24 protein-coding genes are annotated in these 21,644 nt (G+C 73.0%); 13 read left to right on the top strand and 11 right to left on the bottom strand.

All coding sequences use genetic code 11. The features are described 5' to 3' along the window. Positions 1-2 precede the first annotated feature (2 nt). On the bottom strand, positions 3-821 hold the full coding sequence (locus ACXVGS_RS02860; protein WP_458536603.1) for a GNAT family N-acetyltransferase: 819 nt from the start codon (positions 819-821) through the stop codon (positions 3-5). A 105-nt stretch (positions 822-926) separates the two neighbouring features. Continuing rightward, complete coding sequence (locus ACXVGS_RS02855) at positions 927-1,559, bottom strand: alpha-ketoglutarate-dependent dioxygenase AlkB (protein WP_458530724.1); 633 nt, start codon at positions 1,557-1,559, stop codon at positions 927-929. A 275-nt stretch (positions 1,560-1,834) separates the two neighbouring features. Here ACXVGS_RS02855 and ACXVGS_RS02850 point away from each other — a divergent pair, with 275 nt between their 5' ends. Beyond that, complete coding sequence (locus tag ACXVGS_RS02850) at positions 1,835-3,004, top strand: alanine--tRNA ligase-related protein (protein WP_458536602.1); 1,170 nt, start codon at positions 1,835-1,837, stop codon at positions 3,002-3,004. A gap of 19 nt (positions 3,005-3,023) precedes the next feature. Here ACXVGS_RS02850 and ACXVGS_RS02845 read toward each other — a convergent pair whose 3' ends face one another. Continuing rightward, a complete protein-coding gene (locus tag ACXVGS_RS02845; RefSeq protein ID WP_458531839.1) occupies positions 3,024-3,740 on the bottom strand; it encodes a 3-keto-5-aminohexanoate cleavage protein in 717 nt (238 codons plus the stop codon). Between the two features lie 31 nt (positions 3,741-3,771). Here ACXVGS_RS02845 and ACXVGS_RS02840 point away from each other — a divergent pair, with 31 nt between their 5' ends. The 3 genes from ACXVGS_RS02840 to ACXVGS_RS02830 all read left to right on the top strand — a co-directional run bounded on the left by ACXVGS_RS02840 (position 3,772) and on the right by ACXVGS_RS02830 (position 6,118). Continuing rightward, complete coding sequence (locus ACXVGS_RS02840) at positions 3,772-4,458, top strand: NAD(P)H-binding protein (protein WP_458538168.1); 687 nt, start codon at positions 3,772-3,774, stop codon at positions 4,456-4,458. A 101-nt stretch (positions 4,459-4,559) separates the two neighbouring features. After that, positions 4,560-5,294, top strand: a complete 735-nt coding sequence (recO, locus tag ACXVGS_RS02835) for a DNA repair protein RecO (protein WP_458530720.1) — start codon at positions 4,560-4,562, stop codon at positions 5,292-5,294. Then, on the top strand, positions 5,291-6,118 hold the full coding sequence (locus ACXVGS_RS02830; RefSeq protein WP_458531837.1) for an isoprenyl transferase: 828 nt from the start codon (positions 5,291-5,293) through the stop codon (positions 6,116-6,118). Before recO ends, ACXVGS_RS02830 begins: the two co-directional genes overlap by 4 nt. A 37-nt stretch (positions 6,119-6,155) precedes the next feature. On the opposite strand, the gene ACXVGS_RS02825 is transcribed toward ACXVGS_RS02830, so the two are convergent. The 5 genes from ACXVGS_RS02825 to ACXVGS_RS02805 all read right to left on the bottom strand — a co-directional run bounded on the left by ACXVGS_RS02825 (position 6,156) and on the right by ACXVGS_RS02805 (position 9,827). Further along, the gene (locus ACXVGS_RS02825) at positions 6,156-6,557 is read right to left on the bottom strand and encodes a Fur family transcriptional regulator (RefSeq protein ID WP_458530718.1); all 402 of its coding nucleotides are present in this window, start codon (positions 6,555-6,557) and stop codon (positions 6,156-6,158) included. Beyond that, on the bottom strand, positions 6,557-7,582 hold the full coding sequence (locus ACXVGS_RS02820) for a metal ABC transporter permease (protein ID WP_458530717.1): 1,026 nt from the start codon (positions 7,580-7,582) through the stop codon (positions 6,557-6,559). Before ACXVGS_RS02820 ends, ACXVGS_RS02825 begins: the two co-directional genes overlap by 1 nt. Then, positions 7,575-8,402, bottom strand: a complete 828-nt coding sequence (locus ACXVGS_RS02815; RefSeq protein WP_458530716.1) for a metal ABC transporter ATP-binding protein — start codon at positions 8,400-8,402, stop codon at positions 7,575-7,577. The genes ACXVGS_RS02820 and ACXVGS_RS02815 overlap by 8 nt, the downstream gene beginning before the upstream one ends. Further along, a complete protein-coding gene (locus ACXVGS_RS02810) occupies positions 8,399-9,286 on the bottom strand; it encodes a metal ABC transporter substrate-binding protein (RefSeq protein ID WP_458535254.1) in 888 nt (295 codons plus the stop codon). Before ACXVGS_RS02810 ends, ACXVGS_RS02815 begins: the two co-directional genes overlap by 4 nt. Positions 9,287-9,350: 64 nt before the next feature. Beyond that, positions 9,351-9,827, bottom strand: a complete 477-nt coding sequence (locus tag ACXVGS_RS02805; protein WP_458533537.1) for a DUF6703 family protein — start codon at positions 9,825-9,827, stop codon at positions 9,351-9,353. A 76-nt stretch (positions 9,828-9,903) separates the two neighbouring features. On the opposite strand from ACXVGS_RS02805, the gene ACXVGS_RS02800 reads away from it, so the two are divergent. The 5 genes from ACXVGS_RS02800 (at position 9,904) to ACXVGS_RS02780 (ending at position 14,963) form a co-directional block, all read left to right on the top strand. Next, positions 9,904-11,298: a glycine--tRNA ligase gene (locus ACXVGS_RS02800; RefSeq protein ID WP_458531834.1), complete on the top strand. Its 1,395-nt coding sequence runs from the start codon at positions 9,904-9,906 to the stop codon at positions 11,296-11,298. A 138-nt stretch (positions 11,299-11,436) separates the two neighbouring features. After that, on the top strand, positions 11,437-12,393 hold the full coding sequence (locus ACXVGS_RS02795; protein WP_458530881.1) for an ABC transporter ATP-binding protein: 957 nt from the start codon (positions 11,437-11,439) through the stop codon (positions 12,391-12,393). Beyond that, on the top strand, positions 12,390-13,187 hold the full coding sequence (locus tag ACXVGS_RS02790; protein WP_458536600.1) for an ABC transporter permease: 798 nt from the start codon (positions 12,390-12,392) through the stop codon (positions 13,185-13,187). Before ACXVGS_RS02795 ends, ACXVGS_RS02790 begins: the two co-directional genes overlap by 4 nt. A 34-nt stretch (positions 13,188-13,221) precedes the next feature. Beyond that, on the top strand, positions 13,222-14,358 hold the full coding sequence (locus tag ACXVGS_RS02785; protein WP_458531833.1) for a sensor histidine kinase: 1,137 nt from the start codon (positions 13,222-13,224) through the stop codon (positions 14,356-14,358). Continuing rightward, the gene (locus ACXVGS_RS02780) at positions 14,355-14,963 is read left to right on the top strand and encodes a response regulator (protein WP_458531832.1); all 609 of its coding nucleotides are present in this window, start codon (positions 14,355-14,357) and stop codon (positions 14,961-14,963) included. Before ACXVGS_RS02785 ends, ACXVGS_RS02780 begins: the two co-directional genes overlap by 4 nt. A gap of 20 nt (positions 14,964-14,983) precedes the next feature. Here ACXVGS_RS02780 and ACXVGS_RS02775 read toward each other — a convergent pair whose 3' ends face one another. Both ACXVGS_RS02775 and ACXVGS_RS02770 read right to left on the bottom strand, forming a co-directional pair. Next, the gene (locus ACXVGS_RS02775) at positions 14,984-15,757 is read right to left on the bottom strand and encodes an isocitrate lyase/PEP mutase family protein (protein WP_458531831.1); all 774 of its coding nucleotides are present in this window, start codon (positions 15,755-15,757) and stop codon (positions 14,984-14,986) included. A gap of 111 nt (positions 15,758-15,868) precedes the next feature. Beyond that, on the bottom strand, positions 15,869-16,522 hold the full coding sequence (locus ACXVGS_RS02770; protein WP_458531830.1) for a mycothiol-dependent nitroreductase Rv2466c family protein: 654 nt from the start codon (positions 16,520-16,522) through the stop codon (positions 15,869-15,871). Positions 16,523-16,666: 144 nt separating this feature from the next. Here ACXVGS_RS02770 and pdxR point away from each other — a divergent pair, with 144 nt between their 5' ends. After that, the gene (gene pdxR / locus ACXVGS_RS02765) at positions 16,667-18,055 is read left to right on the top strand and encodes a MocR-like pyridoxine biosynthesis transcription factor PdxR (protein ID WP_458530875.1); all 1,389 of its coding nucleotides are present in this window, start codon (positions 16,667-16,669) and stop codon (positions 18,053-18,055) included. Positions 18,056-18,101: 46 nt separating this feature from the next. On the opposite strand, the gene ACXVGS_RS02760 is transcribed toward pdxR, so the two are convergent. Continuing rightward, complete coding sequence (locus tag ACXVGS_RS02760; protein WP_458530874.1) at positions 18,102-19,598, bottom strand: peptide ligase PGM1-related protein; 1,497 nt, start codon at positions 19,596-19,598, stop codon at positions 18,102-18,104. 144 nt (positions 19,599-19,742) lie between these two features. On the opposite strand from ACXVGS_RS02760, the gene dusB reads away from it, so the two are divergent. The 3 genes from dusB to ACXVGS_RS02745 form a co-directional block, all read left to right on the top strand. Continuing rightward, positions 19,743-20,921: a tRNA dihydrouridine synthase DusB gene (gene dusB, locus ACXVGS_RS02755; RefSeq protein ID WP_458531829.1), complete on the top strand. Its 1,179-nt coding sequence runs from the start codon at positions 19,743-19,745 to the stop codon at positions 20,919-20,921. Between the two features lie 54 nt (positions 20,922-20,975). Continuing rightward, positions 20,976-21,251 (top strand): DUF2277 domain-containing protein, encoded by a 276-nt coding sequence (locus ACXVGS_RS02750; protein WP_458530872.1) that lies wholly within the window; start codon positions 20,976-20,978, stop codon positions 21,249-21,251. A gap of 133 nt (positions 21,252-21,384) precedes the next feature. Continuing rightward, on the top strand, positions 21,385-21,644 hold a 260-nt coding region (locus tag ACXVGS_RS02745; RefSeq protein ID WP_458536599.1), incomplete at its 3' end, for an AAA family ATPase.

Below are 21,644 nucleotides of genomic sequence, written 5' to 3'. Positions count from 1 at the left end.
GATCACGGCTCGGCCCGGCCCGTGCCGCCGATGCAGGTGAATCCCAGTCTGGCGTAGACCCGCGCCACGGCCTCGTCCTGCGCCGAGAGGAACAGCGTGCGCACCCCGCCCCCGGCGGCCTCCTGCGCCAGCCTTGCGGTGATCGCCGCCGCGACTCCCTGCCGGCGCAAGGCCGGCAACACGCCCACCCCGACGATCTCGCCCACCTGGCCCAGCGGCGTGAGGTTGCCGCCGCCGACCGCGCCCTCGTCGGTGAACGCCCCCACCATCGCGGTGCGCCCGCGCTGGATGCGCTCGCGGTAGCGGGCGTTGCGGTCAAGGTCGTCGTCCGTCGACGACGCCAGGGCGCTGTCACGCTCCGCCGGGCCGATGGCGCCCGTCGCCGTGCCGGGGCAGCGGAAGGCCAGGCGCACGCAGGCCCGGACGCCCGGGAGGTCGGGGTCGTCGGCGGTGATGACCCGCAGCCGGACGCCGTCGGGGAGGTCGGGGACCATGACGGCAGCCGGGTGCGTCAGGGCCAGCAGGGGGTGGGTCGTCACCACCAGCCCGGCCGCCCTTGCCGCGGCCGCCATGGACGGGCAGGTCTGCTCGACCCACTCGAACGACTCGGGCACCCCGAGCTCGCGCTGGACGCGCCGCATCGTCGCGATGTCACCGGGGGTCACCCCGGCGCCGCCCGGTGTCGGCCGGGCGTGGAAGGGACCGCCACGGTCGGCCAGGAACAGGGTCAGCGGGCCGAACGGGCGTGCCTCGGCATCGCGCCGCAGCACCGCGTCGCAGTGGTGGTCGATGTCGCGCAGCAGGTCCCCGGTCGTGCTCACGTTTCGCGATCCTGCCATCGCGCCCGGGTGCGCGAGGCTGGATCGGCGCGACACGGCATACCGCTTCGGTCACGCCCCGGTATGCCGGGTGCTCGCCCCGCGCGGTCAGCGCACGCCGCGCGGACGGAACTGGACGCTGATGCGCGGCCCGACCGGCCTGGCGGTCTTGGGGATCGCGTGCTCCCAGGTGCGCTGGCAGGAGCCGCCCATCACGACGAGGTCGCCGTGGCCGAGCACGTGGCGCACGGTCTGCCCGCCGCCACCGCGCGGGCGCAGCAGCAGGGCCCGCGGGGTGCCGACCGAGATGATGGCGACCATGGTGTCCTCGGTGCGGCTGCGCCCGATCGTGTCGCCGTGCCAGGCGACGCTGTCGCGGCCGTCGCGGTAGAGGCACAGCCCCGCCGTGCGGAACGGCTCGCCGAGCTCGGCGGCGTAGTGCCGGCTGAGCGCCTCGCGGGCCGCCTCGAGCACCGGGTGCGGCAGGCGCACGCCCTCGTCGTAGAAGGCGAGCAGCCGCGGGACGTCGACCTCGCGGTCGTACATCTGCCGCCGCTCGCCATGCCACGGCACGTCCTGGGAGAGCCTGGCGAACACCTCGTCGGAGCCGGTCAGCCAGCCCGGGCGCACGTCGACCCAGGCCCCGCGGCTGAGTGGGGTGCGGCGCACGGCGGCGCCGAGTGGTCGCAGGCCGACCTCGTCGACCGCGTCGAGCAGGGATCCCTGGAGAGCCACCGTCATACCGTCAGTGTACGCCTGTTCGACGGACAGGTGTTCGATTCTGGCCCGCAAATTCCGGGCACCGGCCACGGTGCGGCGGCTACCGTGGGGACATGCCGGTCATCCAGCGCACCTCCGCGGCCATGCGAGCTACCCGCTCGCTGGTCGCCGCTGTCTGACCCTCCATCCACCCCCGGCGACCGGAGACGGCTCGCCGGACGCCTGGTCGATGGCCCCTCGACGCGGCTTCCGCCCGCGTCGCCGTTCCCGGTCGTCCCGACCGGAAGGCCACCACCATGGACTCCCACGACGTCCGCTCGAGGTTCCTGGACTTCTACCGTGAGCGCGGCCACCGCCGCGTGCAGGGCACCTCACTGATCCCACCCGACGGCGACCCGGTGCTGTTCACCACCTCAGGGATGCACCCGCTGACCCCGCACCTGCTCGGTGAGCCACACCCGCAGGGTCGCCGGCTGGTCAACGTCCAGCGGTGCCTGCGCACCACCGACCTCGACGAGGTCGGTGACGACACCCACCTGACCGTGTTCGAGATGCTCGGGACCTGGTCGCTGGGCGACTACCCCGGCCCGATGAGCCTGCGCTGGGGCTACGAGCTGTTGCGTGAGGGCTTCGGCCTGGACCACGACCGGCTGCACGTGACGGTGTTCGGCGGTGACGGGCAGGTCGGGCCCGACCTGGAGTCGCTGCGCACCTGGCGTGAGCTGGGCGTGCCGGTCGAGCTGACCGTGGAGGACAACTGGTGGTCCAACGGGCCCACCGGTCCGTGCGGTCCCGACTCCGAGGTGTTCGTCTGGACCGGTGAGGGCCGGCCGACCGGCACCCCCACCAGCGACGGGCGGTGGGTGGAGGTCTGGAATCACGTGATGATGCGCCACCGCCGCCTCGACGACGGGCGGCTCGTCCCCCTGGAGCAGCCCAACGTGGACACCGGGATGGGCCTGGAACGGCTGCTCACGGTGCTGCAGGGCGTGGGCTCCGTGCACGAGACCGACCTGCTGCGGCCGTGGACGGACACGATCGGCCGGCTCTGGCCGATGGGCTCGCGTGAGTCGCGGGTCGTCTCCGACCACCTGCGGTCGGGCACGGTCGTCATCGGCGACGGCGTGCGGCCCTCCAGCAGCGGCCGGGGCTACGTGCTGCGCCGGCTGGTGCGACGCAGCCTGACCCTGCTGTGGCGGCACGAGCCGGGGTCGAGCCTGTCGGACCTGCCGGTGGACCTGCTCGAGGACACGCTCCGCCAGCATGGCCGGACCGGTCCCGGTCAGGTGCGCGAGGTGATGCTGGGGGAGGAGCGCCGCTTCGGCGAGCTGGTGCGGCGGGGCCGGCCCCTGGTCGAGCGCCGGCTGCGCGGCGGGCCGCTGAGCGAGACCGACCTCACCGACCTGCACCAGACCCACGGCCTGCCCCGGGACCTGGTGCTCGGGCTGCTGGGCGGTGATGAGTGAACGGGGAGCGCCAGCGGGGTCAGCCGCCGGCGCCCAGGGCGCGCGCCGCGGCGACGAGCGCCGCGTTGTCCCGGGCCGGCGTGCCGTCGGGCAGCCGGAGCGTGTCCTCCAGCCCCACGCGCGTGTCCAGGCCGCGGCGCACGGCGTCCTGGAGCAGCACCCACGTCGCGTCGCCGTCGCCGTGCTGCAGCCGGGGGGCCGCGACCCCACCGGCGTCCAGTGCCGCGTGGATCGCGTCGACCAGGGTCACGGCCTCCTGCCGTGGGACCCCGACCGGCTCGACCAGCACGCGGGTGAGCTCGCCGGCCAGCCCCGAGGCGGCCAGCGCATGGGCGTCCTCCACGGTCCAGACCCCGGCCTCGACGCCGACGCCCGCGCCCAGCAGCGCCCGCATCACCTCGAGCCACCCCTCTTCGCTGACGTTGACCGAGGCGTAGTCCGGGGCGCGCCAGCCCTTGACCAGCGACACCCGCCACGACGCGGAGGCCTCGATCCAGGCGCCGGTGGTGACCCCGACCGGCACCCCGCAGGCCTCGCGCACCCGGTGCACCACCTCGTCCACGACCGCCGGCTCCAGGCTCTCGCGGCCCGAGGGGTCGCGGGGGTGCAGGTGGACGCCGCGGGCGCCGGCCCCGACACAGGCGACCGCGTCGCGCACGAGCGCGTCGACGGACTCGGGCACGGCCGGGTGGTCGGTGGTCGTGTGGGGCCCGTTGAGGGCGGCCTGGAGCAGCACGATGACGACGCTAGCCCTCGGGGGTGGCACTGTGGTCGTTGTCGGCCAGGGATCGGAGGAGCAGATGCGCGTCGTCATCGTGGGAGGGCACGGCAAGGTCGGGCTCAGGCTGGGACGCCTGCTGGCCGATCGCGGGGACGACGCCGTGGGCATGGTGCGCGCCCCCGACCAGGTGGCCGACCTCAAGGCCGCGGGTGTGGAGCCCCTGCTCCTCGACCTGGTGGCGGCCTCGGTCGGCGAGCTCGCAGCGGCCCTCGAGGGTGCGGACGCGGTGGTGTTCAGTGCCGGCGCCGGGGGCAAGGGCGGCCAGCAGGCCACCAACGCCGTCGATGGCGAGGGGGCGGTGAAGGTGGTCGACGCGGCCGAGCGTGCGGGGGTGCGCCGGTTCCTCATGGTCTCGGTCTTCATGGACGCCGGCCGGGGCCGGGACCTGCCCGAGACCTTCGAGAACTACGTGCGGGTCAAGCGGGCCTCCGACGTGCACCTGGCGGCCAGCGCGCTGGCCTGGACCATCCTGCGGCCGGGCACCCTCACCGACGAGCCGGGCCCCGGCCGGATCAACCTGGGCCCCGCCATCGCCTACGGCGCGGTGAGCCGCGACGACGTGGCCGCGACGCTGGCAGCCCTGCTGGCCGCACCCGGCACCTCGGGCCGGGTGCTCGAGCTGACCGAGGGTGAGGTGCCGGTCGCCGAGGCGGTGGCCCGGGTCGGGCGCTGACCCGCCCGGTATGCCGGGTGCCCTGCCCCCGTGGTGACGCGGACCGCGGCCGCGCGGCACGGCATACCGCCGGTGTGGGTGGCCCGTAGGAGAATGGACCCATGCCGCTCTACCGCGACGAGGCGATCGTCCTGCGCACCCAGAAGCTGGGCGAGGCCGACCGCATCGTCACCCTGCTGACCCGCACCCAGGGCAAGGTGCGCGGGGTGGCCAAGGGGGTGCGGCGCACCAAGTCCCGCTTCGGGGCCCGGCTCGAGCCGTGCATGGTCGTCGACGTCCAGCTCTACGAGGGGCGCTCGCTGGACACCGTCACGCAGGCCGAGACCCTCGCGCCCTACGGCGACGTCATCGCGCGCGACTACACCGCCTGGACCTCCGCGACGGCGATGCTGGAGACCGCCGACCGGCTCACCGAGGAGCGCGAGCCGGCGGTGCAGCAGTTCCTGCTGTTGGCGGGGGCGCTGCGCAGCCTGGCCGGCGGGGAGCACGACCCGGGGCTGGTCCTCGACGCCTACCTGCTGCGCTCCCTGGCCGTGGCCGGCTGGGCGCCGAGCTTCCACGACTGCGCCCGGTGCGGTGCCGACGGGCCGCACCGCGCATTCAACATCGCCAGCGGCGGCACGGTCTGCCCGTCCTGCCGCACGCCCGGCTCGGCCGCCCCGGCCCCGGCCACGATGGAGCTGCTCGCCTCGCTGCTGGCCGGGGACTGGGTCGTGGCCGACGCCAGCGTCGCGCAGCACCGCCGCGAGGGCAGCGGCCTGGTCGCGGCCTTCCTGCAGTGGCACCTCGAACGCGGCGTGAGATCCTTGCGCCTCGTGGAACGAGAGCGCGCATGAGCCAGGCCCCCTTCCCGCACCCGTCCGGGGCGCGGCCCCCGGTGCTGCCCGCCGAGCTGGTGCCCCAGCACGTGGCGATCGTCATGGACGGCAACGGCCGCTGGGCCAACCAGCGCGGGCTGCCGCGGACCAAGGGGCACGAGGCCGGTGAGGCGTCGCTGCTCGACGTGGTCGCCGGTGCGATCGAGATCGGCGTCAAGCACGTCTCGGCCTACGCCTTCTCGACGGAGAACTGGAAGCGCTCGCCCGAGGAGGTCAAGTTCCTCATGGGCTTCAACCGCGACGTCATCCGGCGGCGCCGTGACCTGCTCAACGCATGGGGCGTGCGGGTGCGCTGGTCGGGGCGGCGTCCGCGGCTCTGGCGCTCGGTGATCAAGGAGCTCGAGGTTGCCCAGGAGATGACCAGGGGCAACGACGTGCTGACCCTGACGATGTGCGTCAACTACGGCGGCCGGGCCGAGATCGCCGACGCCACCCGGCGGATCGCCGAGCTGGTCCAGGCCGGCCGGCTGCGGCCCGGGACGATCGACGAGAAGACGATCGCCCGCTACCTCGACCAGCCGGACATGCCCGACGTGGACCTGTTCGTGCGGTCTTCGGGCGAGCAGCGCACGAGCAACTTCCTGCTGTGGCAGTCCGCCTACGCCGAGATGGTCTTCCTCGACACGCTCTGGCCCGACTTCGACCGGCGTCACCTGTGGCAGGCGATCCAGACCTACGCCGAGCGCGACCGCCGCTACGGCGGCGCGGTGGACCGGGCGGCCGGGGCTGCTGCTGCGGTGCCGGCGCCGGCCGAGCCCGCCCTGGAGGACACCGGCCTGTAGCTCGGGCGCCGGCGACGGCTCAGGTCCTGGCGACGGCTCAGCTCTCGGCGCCGGCGCAGGCCGCGCACGTGCCGAAGATCTCCAGCGTGTGGCTGACGTCGGTGAAGCCGTGCTCGGCGCTGACCTGGGCCGCCCAGCGCTCGACCGCGGGGCCCTCCACCTCGACGGTCGCGCCACAGGACCGGCAGACCAGGTGGTGGTGGTGCCCGGTGCTGCACCGGCGGTAGACCGCCTCGCCGTCGTCGGTGCGGAGCATGTCGACCTCGCCGTCGGCGGCCATCGCCTGCAGGGTGCGGTAGACCGTGGCCAGGCCAACGCTGTCGCCGGCCGCGCGCAGCCGCGCGTGCAGCTCCTGGGCCGAGCTGAACTCGTCGGCCTCGCGCAGCAGTGCCTCGACCGCTGCGCGCTGCCGGGTCGGACGTCGCGACGTCTGGGACATCAGTGGCCCACCTTCCCGCCGGCGGCATGCTCGTCGTGCTCGGTGGGGGCCCCCTCGGCGCCCAGGACGTGCTCGTCGTAGTGCCCCTCGTGCGGGGCGTGCCGGTGCCCGTCGTGCAGGTAGTCCACGTGGTCGCCGTGCGCCACCGCGGGGTGGCCGCACCCGGGGCCGTGCTCGTGGTCGTGGACCTCGGCGAGCAGGTGCGTCCGGCGGCCCACGCGGGAGCGCAGCCCGGTGCCGACCGCCGCGGCGAGGAAGACGGCGATCGCCAGCAGCACGATCGTGCCGCCCGAGGGGGTGTTGGCGTAGAAGGACAGCCCGACCCCGCCGACGCTGGCCACGACGCCGATGAGCACCGCCCACCGGATCGCCGCGCGGAAGCTGCCGGCGAGCAGCTGCGCCGCCGCGTTGGGGACGATCATCAGGGCGCTGATCAGCAGCAGGCCGACCACCCGCATGGCCACCACGACGGTGACGGCGGTGAGCACGGCCAGCGCGATGTTCAGGGCGGTGACCGGCATGCCGGTGGCCCGCGCATACTCCTCGTCGTTGGCCACGGCGAACAGCCGCGGCCGCAGCAGCCAGGTGCTGGCCACCACGACCAGTGCCAGCCCGGCGAAGACCCACAGGTCGGTGGCGGTCGTCGTCGTGATGGCCCCGAACAGGTATGCCGTGAGGTTGCTGGCCGTGCCGTTGCTGGACCGGGAGATCACCACCACGCCGGCGGCGATGCCGCCGTAGAACAGCACGGCCAGGGCGACGTCGCCGTTGGTGCGCCCACGGGCGCGGATCAGCTCGACGACCACGGCGGCGGCCACGGCGGCCACGAGCGCGGTGAACACCGGGGCGGTGCCGGTCAGCACGCCCACCGCGACGCCGGCCAGGGCCACGTGGCCCATGCCGTCACCGATGAGGGAGAGCCGGCGCTGGACGAGAAAGACCCCGACCATCGGCGCGGCGATCCCGACCAGCAGGGCGGCGAGCAGGGCCCGCTGCATGAAGTCGTAGCTGAGGAGCTCAAGCACGGTGGCCTCCGGCGGGGTCGAGCGGGCCGGCCGCGGGGGTGGTCGCCGGGCGGTGGGCGCCCGGCCGGGGGTCGTCGTCGTGGTGGTGGCCGTGGTCCAGGGCGGGCAGCGCGGCGCGCTCGGCGGCGAACCGCTCCGGCGTCCCGTCGAAGCTGACCCGGCCGGAGGTGACGACCACGATCCGGCTGACGATGTCCCGCAGCGGCTCGAGCTCGTGGGTGACGATGAGCATCGTCGTGCCGCGCTCGGCGAGCCGGGCCAGGACCTCCGAGAGCACCCGCTGGTTGGCCTCGTCCACGCCGGCGGTCGGCTCGTCCATGACCAGCACGTCGGGCTGGGCGGCCAGCGCCCGGGCGATGAGCACCCGGCGCTGCTGCCCGCCGGAGAGGGTGCTCACGTCGGCCTCGGCGCGGTCCGCCAGGCCGACGAGCTCGAGCGACTCCTCGATGATGGCGCGGTCGGCGCGGCTCGGCCGGCCCCACCAGCGCAGGTGCGGCAGCCGCCCGATCGCCACGATCTCGCTGACCGTGGCGCGCACCGAGGCCGAGAGGGTGTGCCGCTGCGGGACGTAGCCCAGCCGGGCGTGCTCGCGGAAGTCCTCCAGCCGGGTGCCGAACAGCTCCACCTGCCCGGCGAGGTGGTCGTTCAGGCCGAGCAGCCCCCGCACGAGCGTGCTCTTGCCGGACCCGTTCGGGCCGAGCAGCGCGAGGACCTCGCCCTGCTGCACGTCCAGCGTGGCGCCGGTCAGGACGGCGCGGTCGGCGTAGCCGAACGCCACGTCGTGCAAGGAGATCACCGGGGTGGAGCGGGTCTGGGTCATGGGCAGTCCTGTCCGGCCTGGAGGGCGCGCAGGTTGGCCTGCATCACCGCGAAGTAGTCGTGTCCCGCGGAGCGGGCGGTGAGACCCTCGAGCGGGTCGAGCGTGACGACGTGGGCTCCGGTCTCGCTGGCCACGGTGTCGGCGATCGCCGGGCTGGCCAGGGTCTCGGCGTAGACGGTGGTCACGCCGCGGGAGCGGACCAGGCGCGCGACGTCGGCCAGGGCCGAGGGGCTGGGCTCGGCGTCGGGGCTCAGGCCGGTGATGCCGACCTGGGTGAACCCGTAGCGCCGGGCCAGGTAGCCGAACGCGCTGTGGCTGGTGACCAGCTGCCGCTGCCGGCACGAGACGAGGTGCCGGCGCATCGTGGTGTCGAGGGCGGCCAGCCGCGCAGTGAAGGTGCGGGCGTTCGCCGCGTAGTCGGCCCGGTGGGTGGGGTCGACCCGGGCGAGGCGGTCGGCGATGGCGTTCGCGACCGCGGCGTAGCGGGTCGGGTCGAGCCAGAAGTGCGGGTCGGTGCCGCCCTCCAGGCGCAGGTCGAGGTGGGCGGCGCCGGCGACGTCGAGGGCGTTGTCGGTGGCTTGCTGGGCGATGGCGTCGTCGACGGCGGGCTGGAAACCCTTCTCGTACACCGCGACTCGCGCCTTGGCCACGGTCAGCACGTCCCGCGGGCCGAGCTCGAGCTCGTGCGGCTCGGCGCCCGGCTTGGTCAGGTTGGTGACGCGCACGTGGTCGCCGCCGACCTGCTCGGCGGCGAACGCCAGCGGGTAGAAGGAGGCCACGACCGGGACCCGCCCGTCGTCGGCGGTCGCCGAGGCGCAGCCGCCGAGCGCCGTGGCCGCCACGAGGGCCAGGGGAGCGGCGAGGCGGAGCAGGCGGGACGGCATACCCGCAGTCTGCGGCTAGTTGAGAATGATTGTCAAAACCACCCGAGTCTGCCGGGTGGCTGGGTCAGCCCCGCGGGAACAGCTGGGTGATGGCGAGGGCGGCGGCCAGCAGCACGACGGCCGAGCGCATGAGGCGCTCGGAGCTCGTCAGGCTCGGCCAGGCGAGGTAGAGCAGCCAGCCGACGAACAGCGCGGCCAGGCCCATGAGGAAGAAGCCGAGCGCGTGGCCCGCGATGGCGCCGGCCAACAGCAGCACCAGCAGGATGAAGAAGGGGACGAGGCGGGGCAGCCGGCCCAGGAATGTCAGGACGGGCACGCTGGCGCGTTCGATCTTGTCTCGCACGGGGAGAGCGTACGGGAGGGGTCGTCCCGGCCCGGACGCGCGCGAGGGCGGACCCGTGACGGGTCCGCCCTCGCGGTGCTGCGGGTGCGGCTCAGGCGCCGACCAGCGGGGCCTGTGGGACAAATGCCGCGCGAAAGGAGCAGCAGCAACGCCCTCGCGGAAGGTGCGCGCTTTCGGGGCCCGTGAAGCCGTCGCCATCGCGGCATGGGGCTGGGAGCCCGGGGTCGGCATACTCGCGTGTAGGGAGCGCGCCGCGGCCGATAGCCTTGGCCGCATGGCTGCTCCTACCTCCACCGTCGACACCGTTGTCAGCCTCTGCAAGCGCAGGGGCTTCGTCTTCCCGTGCGGTGAGATCTACGGAGGCACCCGCTCCGCCTGGGACTACGGTCCCCTCGGCGTCGAGCTGAAGGAGAACATCAAGCGCCAGTGGTGGAAGGCCATGGTGCAGCAGCGTGACGACGTCGTCGGCCTGGACTCCTCGGTGATCCTGCCGACCAAGACGTGGGAGGCCTCCGGTCACGTCGCGACGTTCTCCGACCCGCTGACCGAGTGCCAGTCCTGCCACAAGCGCTTCCGGGCCGACCACCTGCAGGAGGCGGTCGCGGAGAAGAAGGGCATCGCCAACCCCGACGACGTCGACCTCAAGGACGTCGCCTGCCCCAACTGCGGCACGCGTGGCGCCTGGACCGAGCCGCGGCAGTTCTCCGGCCTGCTCAAGACCTACCTCGGCGTCGTCGAGGACGAGTCCGGCCTGCACTACCTGCGCCCCGAGACCGCGCAGGGCATCTTCCTCAACTTCGCCAACGTCATGGGCGCCGCGCGCAAGAAGCCGCCGTTCGGCATCGCGCAGACCGGCAAGTCGTTCCGCAACGAGATCACGCCGGGCAACTTCATCTTCCGCACCCGCGAGTTCGAGCAGATGGAGATGGAGTTCTTCGTCAAGCCGGGTGAGGACGAGGAGTGGCACCAGTACTGGATCGACGAGCGCACCCGCTGGTACACCGACCTCGGCATCAACAAGGACAACCTGCGCCACTTCGAGCACCTGCCCGAGAAGCTGTCGCACTACGCCAAGCGCACGGTCGACATCGAGTACCGCTTCCGCTTCGCCGGCTCGGAGTGGGGCGAGCTCGAGGGCATCGCCAACCGCACCGACTTCGACCTGTCGACCCACGCCAAGCACTCCGGCGCGGACCTGACCTACTTCGACCAGGCCACCGGTGAGCGCTGGACGCCCTACGTCATCGAGCCCGCAGCGGGTCTGTCCCGTTCGCTGATGACGTTCCTCATCGACGCCTACACCGAGGACGAGGCGCCCAACACCAAGGGCGGGGTCGACAAGCGCGTCGTCCTCAAGCTCGACAAGCGCCTCGCACCGGTCAAGGCAGCCGTGCTGCCTCTGTCGCGCAACGCCGACCTCACGCCCAAGGCGAAGGACCTCGCGGCGCAGCTGCGCCAGCACTGGAACATCGACTTCGACGACGCCGGCGCCATCGGCCGCCGCTACCGCCGCCAGGACGAGATCGGCACGCCGTTCTGCATCACCGTCGACTTCGACACCCTCGAGGACCACGCGGTGACGATCCGCGAGCGCGACACGATGAGCCAGGAGCGGGTCGCCCTCGACCAGGTCGAGGGCTGGCTCGCCAGCCGGCTCCTCGGCTGCTGAGGCCGCAGCCCCCCGGCTGAGCCCCGGCGCCCCACGGGGGTGCCGGGGCTCACCATGTCGCCAGCCTGACGGATGTCATGGGTATGCCGTGACGCGCGTCGGGCGTGCCCGGTCGCCGCGCGCGACAGGATCACTGCCATGACAACGACTTCACTGGAGTCCCGACGGGACTCCGCAGGGGTGGGCGCCTCCCGGGCTGACGCGATCAGCCTGCGCGGGGTGCGCAAGAGCTTCGGGTCCGTCGAGGCGGTCCGGGGCATTGACCTGACGGTGCGGCCCGGCGAGATCGTCGCCTTCCTCGGCCCCAACGGCGCCGGCAAGACCTCGACCATCGACATGGTCCTGGGCCTGTCGGCGCCGACCGCCGGCGAGGTGTCCGTGTTCGGGATGGAGCCCTACCAGGCGATTCGCCGGGGGATGGTCTCCGCGGTCATGCAGACCGGCGGACTGCTCAAGGACCTGACCGTCCGGGAGACGGCGACCTACACCGCGAGTCTGTTCGCGCAGAGCCGTCCGGTGGACGAGGCCCTGGCGCGTGCCGGCATCACCGAGATCGCCGACCGGCTCGTCGGCAAGTGCTCCGGCGGGGAGCAGCAGCGGCTGCGCTTCGCGATGGCCCTGCTGTCCGACCCCGAGCTGGTCATCCTCGACGAGCCGACGACGGGCATGGACGTGGAGTCCCGGCGCTCGTTCTGGTCGGCCATCCGCGAGGACGCCGAGCGGGGTCGCACGGTGCTGTTCGCGACGCACTACCTTGAGGAGGCCGACTCCTACGCCGACCGGATCGTGCTGGTGCGCAAGGGAATGGTCGTCGGTGACGGCACCCCCGCCCAGATCAAGGCGATGGCTTCAGGCCGCACGCTCCGGGCCACCGTGCCCGGGGCGACCGAGGCGACGCTGCGCGGCATACCCGGTGCCGAGGGCATCGAGGTTCGCGGCGACACCGTGCTGATCCACTCGCGCGACACCGACGCCGTGGCGCGCCACCTGCTGACCACCACCGATGCCCGCGACCTGGAGATCACCGCGCGCGGGCTCGAGGACGCCTTCGTCGCCCTGACCGGCGATGACGAGACCGAGGACGTGACCCGATGACCGCCACCACGACCACGCTGGGCAGCCGCGAGGAGCGGCACGTGCCGCCGATGGGCGGCTTCAGCCCGACCCTGCTGAGGATCGAGCTGCGCCGCCTGATGCGCAACCGCCGGGCCGTCATCTTCACCGTCGTCATGCCCGTGGTGTTCTTCCTCATCTTCGGCGTGGGGCAGAACTACTCGAACGACAACGTCGGGCACGGCAACGGCGCGGCCTACGTGATGATCAGCATGGCCGTCTACGGCGCCATGCTCGCCACGACCAGTGGCGGGGCCATGGTCTCCATCGAGCGCTCGCTCGGCTGGAGCCGGCAGCTGCGGCTGACGCCGCTGTCCCCGGTGGCCTACGTGGCGACCAAGATGGTTACCGCGATGACCATGGGCCTGGCCTCGGTGGCCGTCACCTACGCCGTCGGTGCCTTCACCCACGCGAAGATGGACGCCCACCTCTGGCTGGTCACCGGCCTCATCGGCTGGATCGGGTCGCTGGTGTTCGCGGCGTTCGGGCTGTTCATGGGCTACCCGCTGCCGAGCGACAACGTCATGCAGATCCTGGGCCCGGTGCTGGCGCTGCTCGCTTTCGGCGGCGGCCTGTTCATCCCGCTGGAGCAGATGGGCAGCACCTTCCGGCACATCGCCGAGCTCACCCCGATGTACGGCGTCAACCAGCTGGTGCACGCGCCGCTGACGGGCACGTCGTTCGACTTCCTGTGGGTCGTCAACGTCCTCGTCTGGCTGGCGATCTTCGTCGCCGGCGCCGCGTGGCGGTTCCGCAAGGACACGGCGCGGGTCTGAGACGCAGGACGTCGCCGTGACTAGCGTGAGCGGCATGAGTTCGTTCGACCGCTGGGCAGGACCCGACGCGGCGGGGCGACCCCGCCGCGTCGGCTACCTGTTCTCCGTGATCTGGCTGGTGTTCCTGCTCGATCCGCTCCAGGCCGGGTGGCAGCACCGCGACACCTGGCAGGGCTGGGTCGGCATGGTTGCCACGATCCTGTTTGCCGCCGCCTACGTCGTGGCGTTCGCGGTGGTCCGGGGACGCAGCCTGCGGGCGGGCGCGGTGCCCCAGCCGGTGGGGGCCGCGATGCTGCTGCTCCTGTTGACCCTGGCTGCCGTCATGTGCCTGACACTCGGGGAGTCCGGGCTCGCGACCTCGGTCTACCTCACGGTCACCGCGGTGATGTTCCTGCCCACGCGTGCCGCCGTCGTGGCGGTGCTCCTCCTGGCCGGGACCACCCTGGCCCTCAGCACGCTGGTCCCCGGCTGGCAGCCACTGCCGAGCCTGCTGCTGTCGATCTTCCTCGCGGCGGTGGCGATGTGGGGCGTCAGCCAGCTCATCCGCCGCAACATCGACCTGTCACGGGCCCGTGAGGAGAACGCGCGACTCGCCGTGGAGGAGGAGCGCAACCGGGTGGCTCGGGACCTGCACGACATCCTCGGGCACTCCCTGACGGTGATCACGGTCAAAGCCGAGCTCGCGGGGCGGCTCCTGGAGGTCGACCCCGAGCGCGCCCGCGCGGAGGTGGCTGACCTCGAGCGCCTCTCGCGGGACGCGCTCGTCGATGTCCGCCGCGCCGTCGAGGGGTATCGCGAGCTGACCCTCCCGGGGGAGCTCGCCCGGGCGCGGGCGGCCTTGCAGGCCGCAGAGATCGACGCCGACCTGCCGACGTCGACGGACGTGGTCCCCGGAGACCTGCGCGAGCTCTTCGCGTGGGGCGTGCGCGAGGGGGTCACCAACGTCATCCGGCACAGCGCGGCCACCCGCTGCACGATCCGGCTGACCCCCGACACCGTCGAGGTGCTCGACAACGGCCGGGGTCCGAGCGACGCGGAAGTCCTGGAGCGCTCGGGCAACGGGCTGCGTGGGCTGCAGGAGCGGGCGACGGCCCTTGGCGCCATGCTGATGACCAGGACCGTTGAGCCACAAGGATTTTCGATGCAGATCATCGCCGGGACAGTGTCATGACGATCCGCCTGCTGCTCGCCGACGACCAGGCCTTGGTGCGGGGTGCGCTGGCCGCGCTGCTCGACCTCGAGCCCGACCTGTCGGTCGTGGCCGAGGTCGCCAGCGGTGACGAGGTCGTCGGGGCGGCGCGGGAGCACCGTCCCGACGTGGCCCTGCTCGACGTGGAGATGCCCGGCATGGACGGCATCGCCGCCACGCAGGCGCTGCGGGAGGCGATGCCCGGGGTGCGGGTGCTCATCGTGACGACGTTCGGCCGCCCTGGGTTCCTGCGCCGGGCGCTGCAGGCCGGGGCGTCCGGGTTCGTCGTCAAGGACACCCCGGCGCGCCAGCTCGCCGACGCGGTCCGCCGGGTGCACTCCGGCCTCCGGGTGGTCGACCCAGCGCTCGCAGCCGACAGCCTGGTCAGTGGCGAGTCACCGCTGACCACACGCGAGGCGGAGGTGGCCAGAGCCGCGCGCGACGGCGGCACGGTGGCCGACCTCGCCCGCGAGCTGTTCCTGTCTGAGGGGACGGTCCGCAACCACCTGTCGTCGGTGATCGGCAAGACGGGCGCGCGGACCCGGGCCGAGGCCGTGCGGATCGCCGAGGACAACGGCTGGCTCTGACGGCGGCTATCCTGACCCGGCTACCCGGGGGGCGTCCGGGTAGCCGCGGCAGCGGCGCGCCGGGCATGCTCCGCGAGGGCCTCCAGGGCCGCGCGTTGGGGGTAGGGGCCGTGCGAGAGCCGGGCGACTCCGAGGTCCTGGACGGCAGCCGTGTCGAGGCCCGGCACCGCGAGGAGGCTGAGCCTGCCTGGGCCCAACCCGGCGACCAGGGCTGCGATCGACCGGGGCTGGACGCAGCCGGGGACGAAGACGCAGTCCGCGCCGGCGGCCAGGTAGGCGCGGCCCCGGGACACGGCTTCAGTGATCCTGGCGTCCTCGTCCCAGTCGGTGTGCTTGAGGTAGACGTCGGTACGGGCGTTGATGACGATCGGCACCTGACGTGATCGCCCCGCACCGACGGCGTCGCTGATGCGTGTCTGCATGGCCTCGAGAGGGCACATGTCGTCCTCCAGGTTGACCCCGGCTACGCCGGCCTCGATGGCTGCGCCCACGGTGGATGAGACGTCGCCGTAGCCGCCCTCGAGGTCGGCGGTGACCGGTAGGTCGACCTTCGAGCAGATGCGGCGCAGGACTGCCAGGTGCAGGTCGAGGGGGATGTTCTCGCCGTCCTCGTACCCGTGGCTCGCGGCGATCGCGGCCGACGCGGTCGCGATCGCCATGGTTCCTGGTACGCGGGCAACGGCCAGCGCCGAGGCCACGTCCCACACGTTCACGAGGTGGAGCAGTGTCGGGCCACGGTGCAGGTCCCGCAGCTGCTGGGCGCGGCGGTGCTGGTCTGTTGCGGGGATGGTCACGCGGCGCTCCGTGCGGGACAAGAGGCGCACGGCTCCGAGCCCGATGACGTCGTCTCCAGCCTGAGCAGTGGTGTGCGCCCGCTGCGCCCGCCGCAGGTGCCGGGCTGTGGGTCAGTGGGTGCGGAGCTGGTCATCGCGGGCGCCCTTGACCTCGCTGAAACCGGGAGTGGTCGTGAGCACGGTCATGGCCTGCCAGAGCCTGACCGCCATCGCCCCCCGGGGGATCTCGGTCAGCACCGGCCCGAAGAATGCCCGCCCGTTGACGTGGACGACCGGGGTGCCACCCTCACCGGCCAGTGGCGCGGTGGCCGTCGCCGTGCGCCGGCGCAGGTCGGCGTCCCAGGAGCAGTCCCCGGCCGCGTCGGACAGCTCGGCCGGCAGGCCCAGCTCGGCGAGGGTCAGGGCGATGTTCCTCGCGTCGTCGCGGTCACCCCCGACGTGCCGTCGCTGCCCGAAGGCCGCGTAGAAGCAGGCCCACTGGCTAGCGTAGGCCGGCGTGGCGAGGATGGCCGCCGCGACCCGGGCCGGGCCCCACGCGCGCTCGTTGTAGTCGCGGTACCACGCCTCGAGCTCACGGCCCTCGTTGACAGCCGACAGGCTCATCAGCTCCAGGTCCACCGCCAGCCCGCTCCCGGCCTCGACCTCGGCGAGCCACCGGCTGGTGATCCACGCGAAGGGACACGACGGGTCGACATAGACCGTGGCGGACAGCACCGCGGAGTCAGCGGGTGAGGCGAGTGGGGACGGAGTCGTGGCTGTGGTCATGTCACGGACCCTAGGACGCGATAGGCGCAGGATGAAGGTCCATTGCAGCCCCCTGAACTTGGTCCAATTCCGCGACCCAGAAGGCGGGCACGCTGCAGATCGCCATGCTCGGCGCCAATCGGCCCATCACTACAATTCTCGTTCGTGACCACGAAGTGGGCCATTTCCGGACGTGACCTGCACCTCGACCTGCGCGGTCCGCGGGTTCGTGCCGCACTGGAGGACGCCCTGCGCGAGGCGGTCCAGGACGGCAGGTTGCCCCCGGACGCCGTGCTGCCGCCGTCCCGAGCCCTGGCCGCTGACCTCGGCATCGCCCGCAACACGGTCACCGAGGTCTACGGGCAGCTCGTGGCCGAGGGATGGCTCACCGCCCGTCAGGGCTCCGGCACCCGTGTGGCAGGCTCGATCCCGAGGACGGACCGTCAGCCACAGCGCCCACCCCGCCCACCGCGGTTGCCCTACGACCTGCGGGCCGGGCACCCCGACGTCTCGTCGTTTCCCCGTGCGGCCTGGCTGGCCGCCTCACGGGTCGCCATCAACGCGGCGCCGGTCGAGGCGTTCGGGTACGGCGACCCCCAGGGCCTGTCCAGCCTGCGCGAGGCCCTCGCCGCCTATCTGTCCAGGGCGCGCGGGCTGCGCGTCACCCCCGACAGGGTGGTGGTGTGCGCGGGTTTCACCCAGGGCCTCTGGCTCGTCGGCTCGGTCCTCCAGGCGCAGGGCGCCCGTCGGATCGCCGTGGAGTCCCACGGCCACCGGCAGCACCGCGACCTGCTGGCACACGTAGGACTGGAACCACAGCCGGTCCCGGTAGATGACCTGGGGGCCGCACCTGAGGGGCTCGAGGGCGTCGACGCCGCGCTGCTGACACCAGCGCACCAGTTCCCCCTCGGCATGGCTCTCGACGCCGCCCGTCGGGAAGCATTTCTGCAGTGGGCCGTGGCGACCGGCGCCCTGGTCATCGAGGACGACTACGACGGCGAGTTCCGTTACGATCGCCGGCCCGTCGGTGCCATGCAGGCCCGCGCCCCCGAGCAGGTGATCTACCTCGGCACCGCCAGCAAGACCCTCAGCCCCGGGCTCCGGCTGGGGTGGATGGTCCTGCCGGCGCACCTCGTCGACGCCGTCGCCGGGGAGCAAGCTGCCGTGGCGGCTCAGGCCCCCGTCCTGGACCAGCTGACGTTCGCCGAGCTGATCCGCTCCGGCGCCTACGACCGGCACGTGCGCAGCAGCCGTCTGGCCTACCGCCGCCGGCGCGACCAGCTGGTCAGCGCGCTGGCGCGCACCACGCCGGGGGCTGCGATCCACGGGCTCCCGGCGGGACTGCACGCCCTCGTGTCGCTGCCACACCATGTCGAGGAGGCGGCGGTGGTGCGGCTTGCTGCCGACCGTGGCCTCGCCGTCGACGGGCTGTCGCACTTCGAGGCCCCGGGCTGCTCCCACGCACCCGCCCTCGTCGTCGGCTACGGCACCCCACCCCAACACGGGTACACCGGCGCACTGGCCCGCCTCACGGCAGCACTCGGGAGCCTGTGACCGGACCCGGAGGTTCGGCGAGCTGCGGGCAGGGCTCGCCCAGTACTCAGGGGGCGAGCCTGGCCACGCGCCGCTGGTGTGCCACCTCGGCCGCCGTCGCCGCGATGACCCGACAGGCCGCGTCGTGCAGCTCCTGGGCGTGCGCGGCGTCCAGCCCGATGGCGGTCAGGCCGATCCGCCCGTCGATGGCCAGCCCGGAGAGCATGTGCAGCACCACGCCGACCCCGGAGCGGTGGTCCAGCTGCAGCCCGGCACGGCGCACGGCGTCGATCACCGGGCCGGGGGAGAGGCCCACCCACGACTCGTCGAGCAGGTTGTCGGTGCACACGTAGGCCCGCGGGGCGTTCCCGGCGGTGGTCACCCACTGGCCGAGCACCTCGTCGTACCGGCCCGGCACGAGGTTGCGCAGCGCGGCATACGGGTGGGTGGTCCCGCCCTTGCGCAGGTTGACCTCGAGGGCGAACACCCGGGAGGCCCCGGAGGGGTCCCGGCTGGCGACGAAGTCGACCGAGACCCGGCCGAGGGCCCCGGCGGCGACCAGCTGCTCGCCCACGGCACGGGCGTGGCGGGCGACCTCGGCCGCGTGGACGGGGTCGGCGGGGAAGCGGCAGCCGAGGAAGACCTGCCCGTTGGTGCCACCGACGACCTGCTCGTGCGTGGCCAGCACGACCACGCGGCCGTCGGGCAGCAGGTCCACCTGGGCGCTCGGCGTCGTGACCTGGGTGCCGGTCACGAGCTCCTCGACGATGCCGCCCCGGGCGAGCTCGGCGAGGTAGCCGCGGGGGAGTGCCGCCACCCGGCGCGCGAGAGTCTGCGCGTCCGCCGGCACCGGGCCCTCGAGCAGGTTGACCACCGTGTTGCCGTCGCCGGCGTAGCTGTCGTCGTGCTTGACCACGACCGCCGACACATCGGGGCGCGCGGCGCGGATCGCCTCGATGCCGCGCACCACGTCCTCGACCGTGCGGACGTCCTCGACGCCCGCGGGCAGGGGCACCCCGGCCCGCGCGAACAGCTTGCGCCCGGCGCCCTTGAAGCCCAGGTGCCACAGCGAGGGGTCCATCCCGTTGACCGGCAGCTGCAGCCGCTCCGCGACCGCGACCTCGTGCTCGGTGACGTTCCACGGCTCGATGAACGCCGGCCGGTCCCCCACGGCCCGGCACAGGCGGTCCAGCAGGTCGGGGCGGCGCAGCAGCTTCTCGGCCAGGGACTGCGGCGAGGTGTCCTCCAGGGCCACCACCTGGGTGCCGGCGCCCCACGCCTGCGGCCGGGGCCCCAGCCGGCGGTGGTAGTCGAGCACGTCGGGGGTCGGCGCGATCGAGCTGACCAGGACCAGCCGGGCGTGCTCCAGCCGGTGGGTCATCAGGGTCGCCAGCAGGTAGCGGTGCTCCAGGGCGAGGATGCGCTCGCCGTAGTGCCGCAGCAACGAGTCGCTGGCGCTGTAGGAGGGCAGGGCGATCACCACGTGTGGCGTGCCGGAGCCCTCGGTGTTGGCCGCCAGGGCGTGACCGAGGCCGGCCTGCAGCTCGGCGAAGCTCTTCTTCATCGCACTGCCTTCCGCGAGGACCCCGAGGGGCGCGGGGTCACGCGGACATGCTGCGCGGCATACGTCTCCTGCGGTAGGGACGTTCCGCCCCGGGGGTGACTCCGTTCGGCCCCGCTCGCGCGGCCTGAGAGAATCGGGCCCACCATGACCGCTGTCCTCCCGCCCCTGCAGATCGGCCGCCACACCATCGAGTCGCCCGTGGTGCTGGCGCCCATGGCCGGCATCACCAACCGCGCGTTCCGCCGGCTGTGCCGCGAGTACGGCGACGCCGGCATGGGTGCGAGCGGAGGGACCTCGCTCTACGTCAGCGAGATGATCACCTCGCGGGCGCTGGTCGAGCGCACGCCGGAGTCGATGCGGCTGATCCAGCACGACCCCGAGGAGAACCCCCGGTCGATCCAGCTCTACGGCGTCGACCCCGCCACGGTGCGGGCTGCGGTGCGGATGCTGGTCACCGAGGACCGCGCCGACCACATCGACCTCAACTTCGGCTGCCCGGTCCCCAAGGTCACCCGCAAGGGTGGGGGAGCGGCCCTGCCGTGGAAGACCGAGCTGTTCCGCGCGATCGTCAGCGGGGCGGTCCAGGAGGCCAGCCCGTATGACGTGCCGGTCACCATCAAGATGCGCAAGGGCATCGACACCGACCACCTGACGTTCCTCGAGGCCGGGCGGATCGCCGAGGGTGAGGGTGTCGCCGCCGTGGCGCTGCACGCGCGCACCGCCGCGCAGGCGTACTCGGGGCAGGCGGACTGGCCGGCGATCCGGGCGCTGAAGAACGTGGTGACCTCGATCCCCGTGCTGGGCAACGGCGACATCTGGTCGGCCGAGGACGCGCTGGCGATGGTGGAGCAGACCGGGTGCGACGGTGTGGTCGTCGGGCGGGGCTGCCTGGGCCGGCCGTGGCTGTTCACCGACCTCGCCGCGGCCTTCGCCGGCACGTCCGCGCGGGTGCGGCCCACGCTGGGACAGGTGACGGACACGATGCGGAGGCACACGGCATACCTGGCGGAGTTCTACGACTCCGAGCTCAAGGCGTGCCGCGACATCCGCAAGCACATCGCGTGGTACCTCAAGGGTTTCCGGGCTGGGCAGCACGTCCGGCACAACCTTGCGCTCGTCGACTCCCTTGACGCCCTTGACGACCTGATCGGCACCCTGGACCTCGACCAGGAATGGCCGGGCGAGCCCGCCGAGGGGCAGCGCGGGCGGGCCGGCTCGCCGCGCAACGTCGCCCTGCCCGAGGGGTGGCTGGCGAGCCGCGAGCTGGGTGAGGCGGCCGCGGCGGCGGTGGCCCAGGCCGAGCTGTCGGTCTCCGGCGGCTGAGGAGTTCGGTCCGTATCGCTGACGCGGGCGGTGAGGCGTGGCATCGTCGAGGGCATGTGCCGGAACATCAGGACGCTGCACAACTTCGAGCCGCCCGCCACGAGCGACGAGGTGCAGGCCGCCGCGCTGCAGTACGTGCGCAAGGTCAGTGGCATGACCAAGCCGAGCGCGGCGAATGCGTCGGCCTTCGAGGCGGCCGTGGCCGAGGTCGCGCACATCACCCAGCACCTGCTCGATGACCTCGTGACGCAGGCCGCGCCGCGGGACCGTGAGGTCGAGGCGGCCAGGGCCCGGGCGCGCAACGCGGCCCGGTACGGCACCCCCGCGTAGGCGGCCGAGTCGCTCAATGGCCGTTGCGCGATGCCACGCCGGTGGCCCGGTGTCCCGGGCACGATGAACGGCATGTCCGCGGCCAGAGCGTCGAGCCAGTCGATGACGACGCGACTGCTCAGATGGGGAAGCGATGACAACACGACCGACTCTGTTCCTGACCGTAGGGCTGCCGGGCACCGGGAAGACCACAGAAGCACGGCGCATCGAGGTCGAGGAGAAGGCTGTCCGCCTCACGAAGGACGAGTGGGTGAAGGCCCTTTACGGGCCCGCGAACCCACCGTCGGCCTCGGACGTCATCGAAGGACGGCTCATCGAGATCGGGCTGCGCGCTCTTGAGCTCGGCATCAACGTCGTCATCGATTTCGGTCTCTGGGGTCGAGACGAGCGCTC

Source organism: Oryzihumus sp., assembly GCF_054325275.1.
This window is presented reverse-complemented; position numbering and strand designations above follow the sequence as displayed.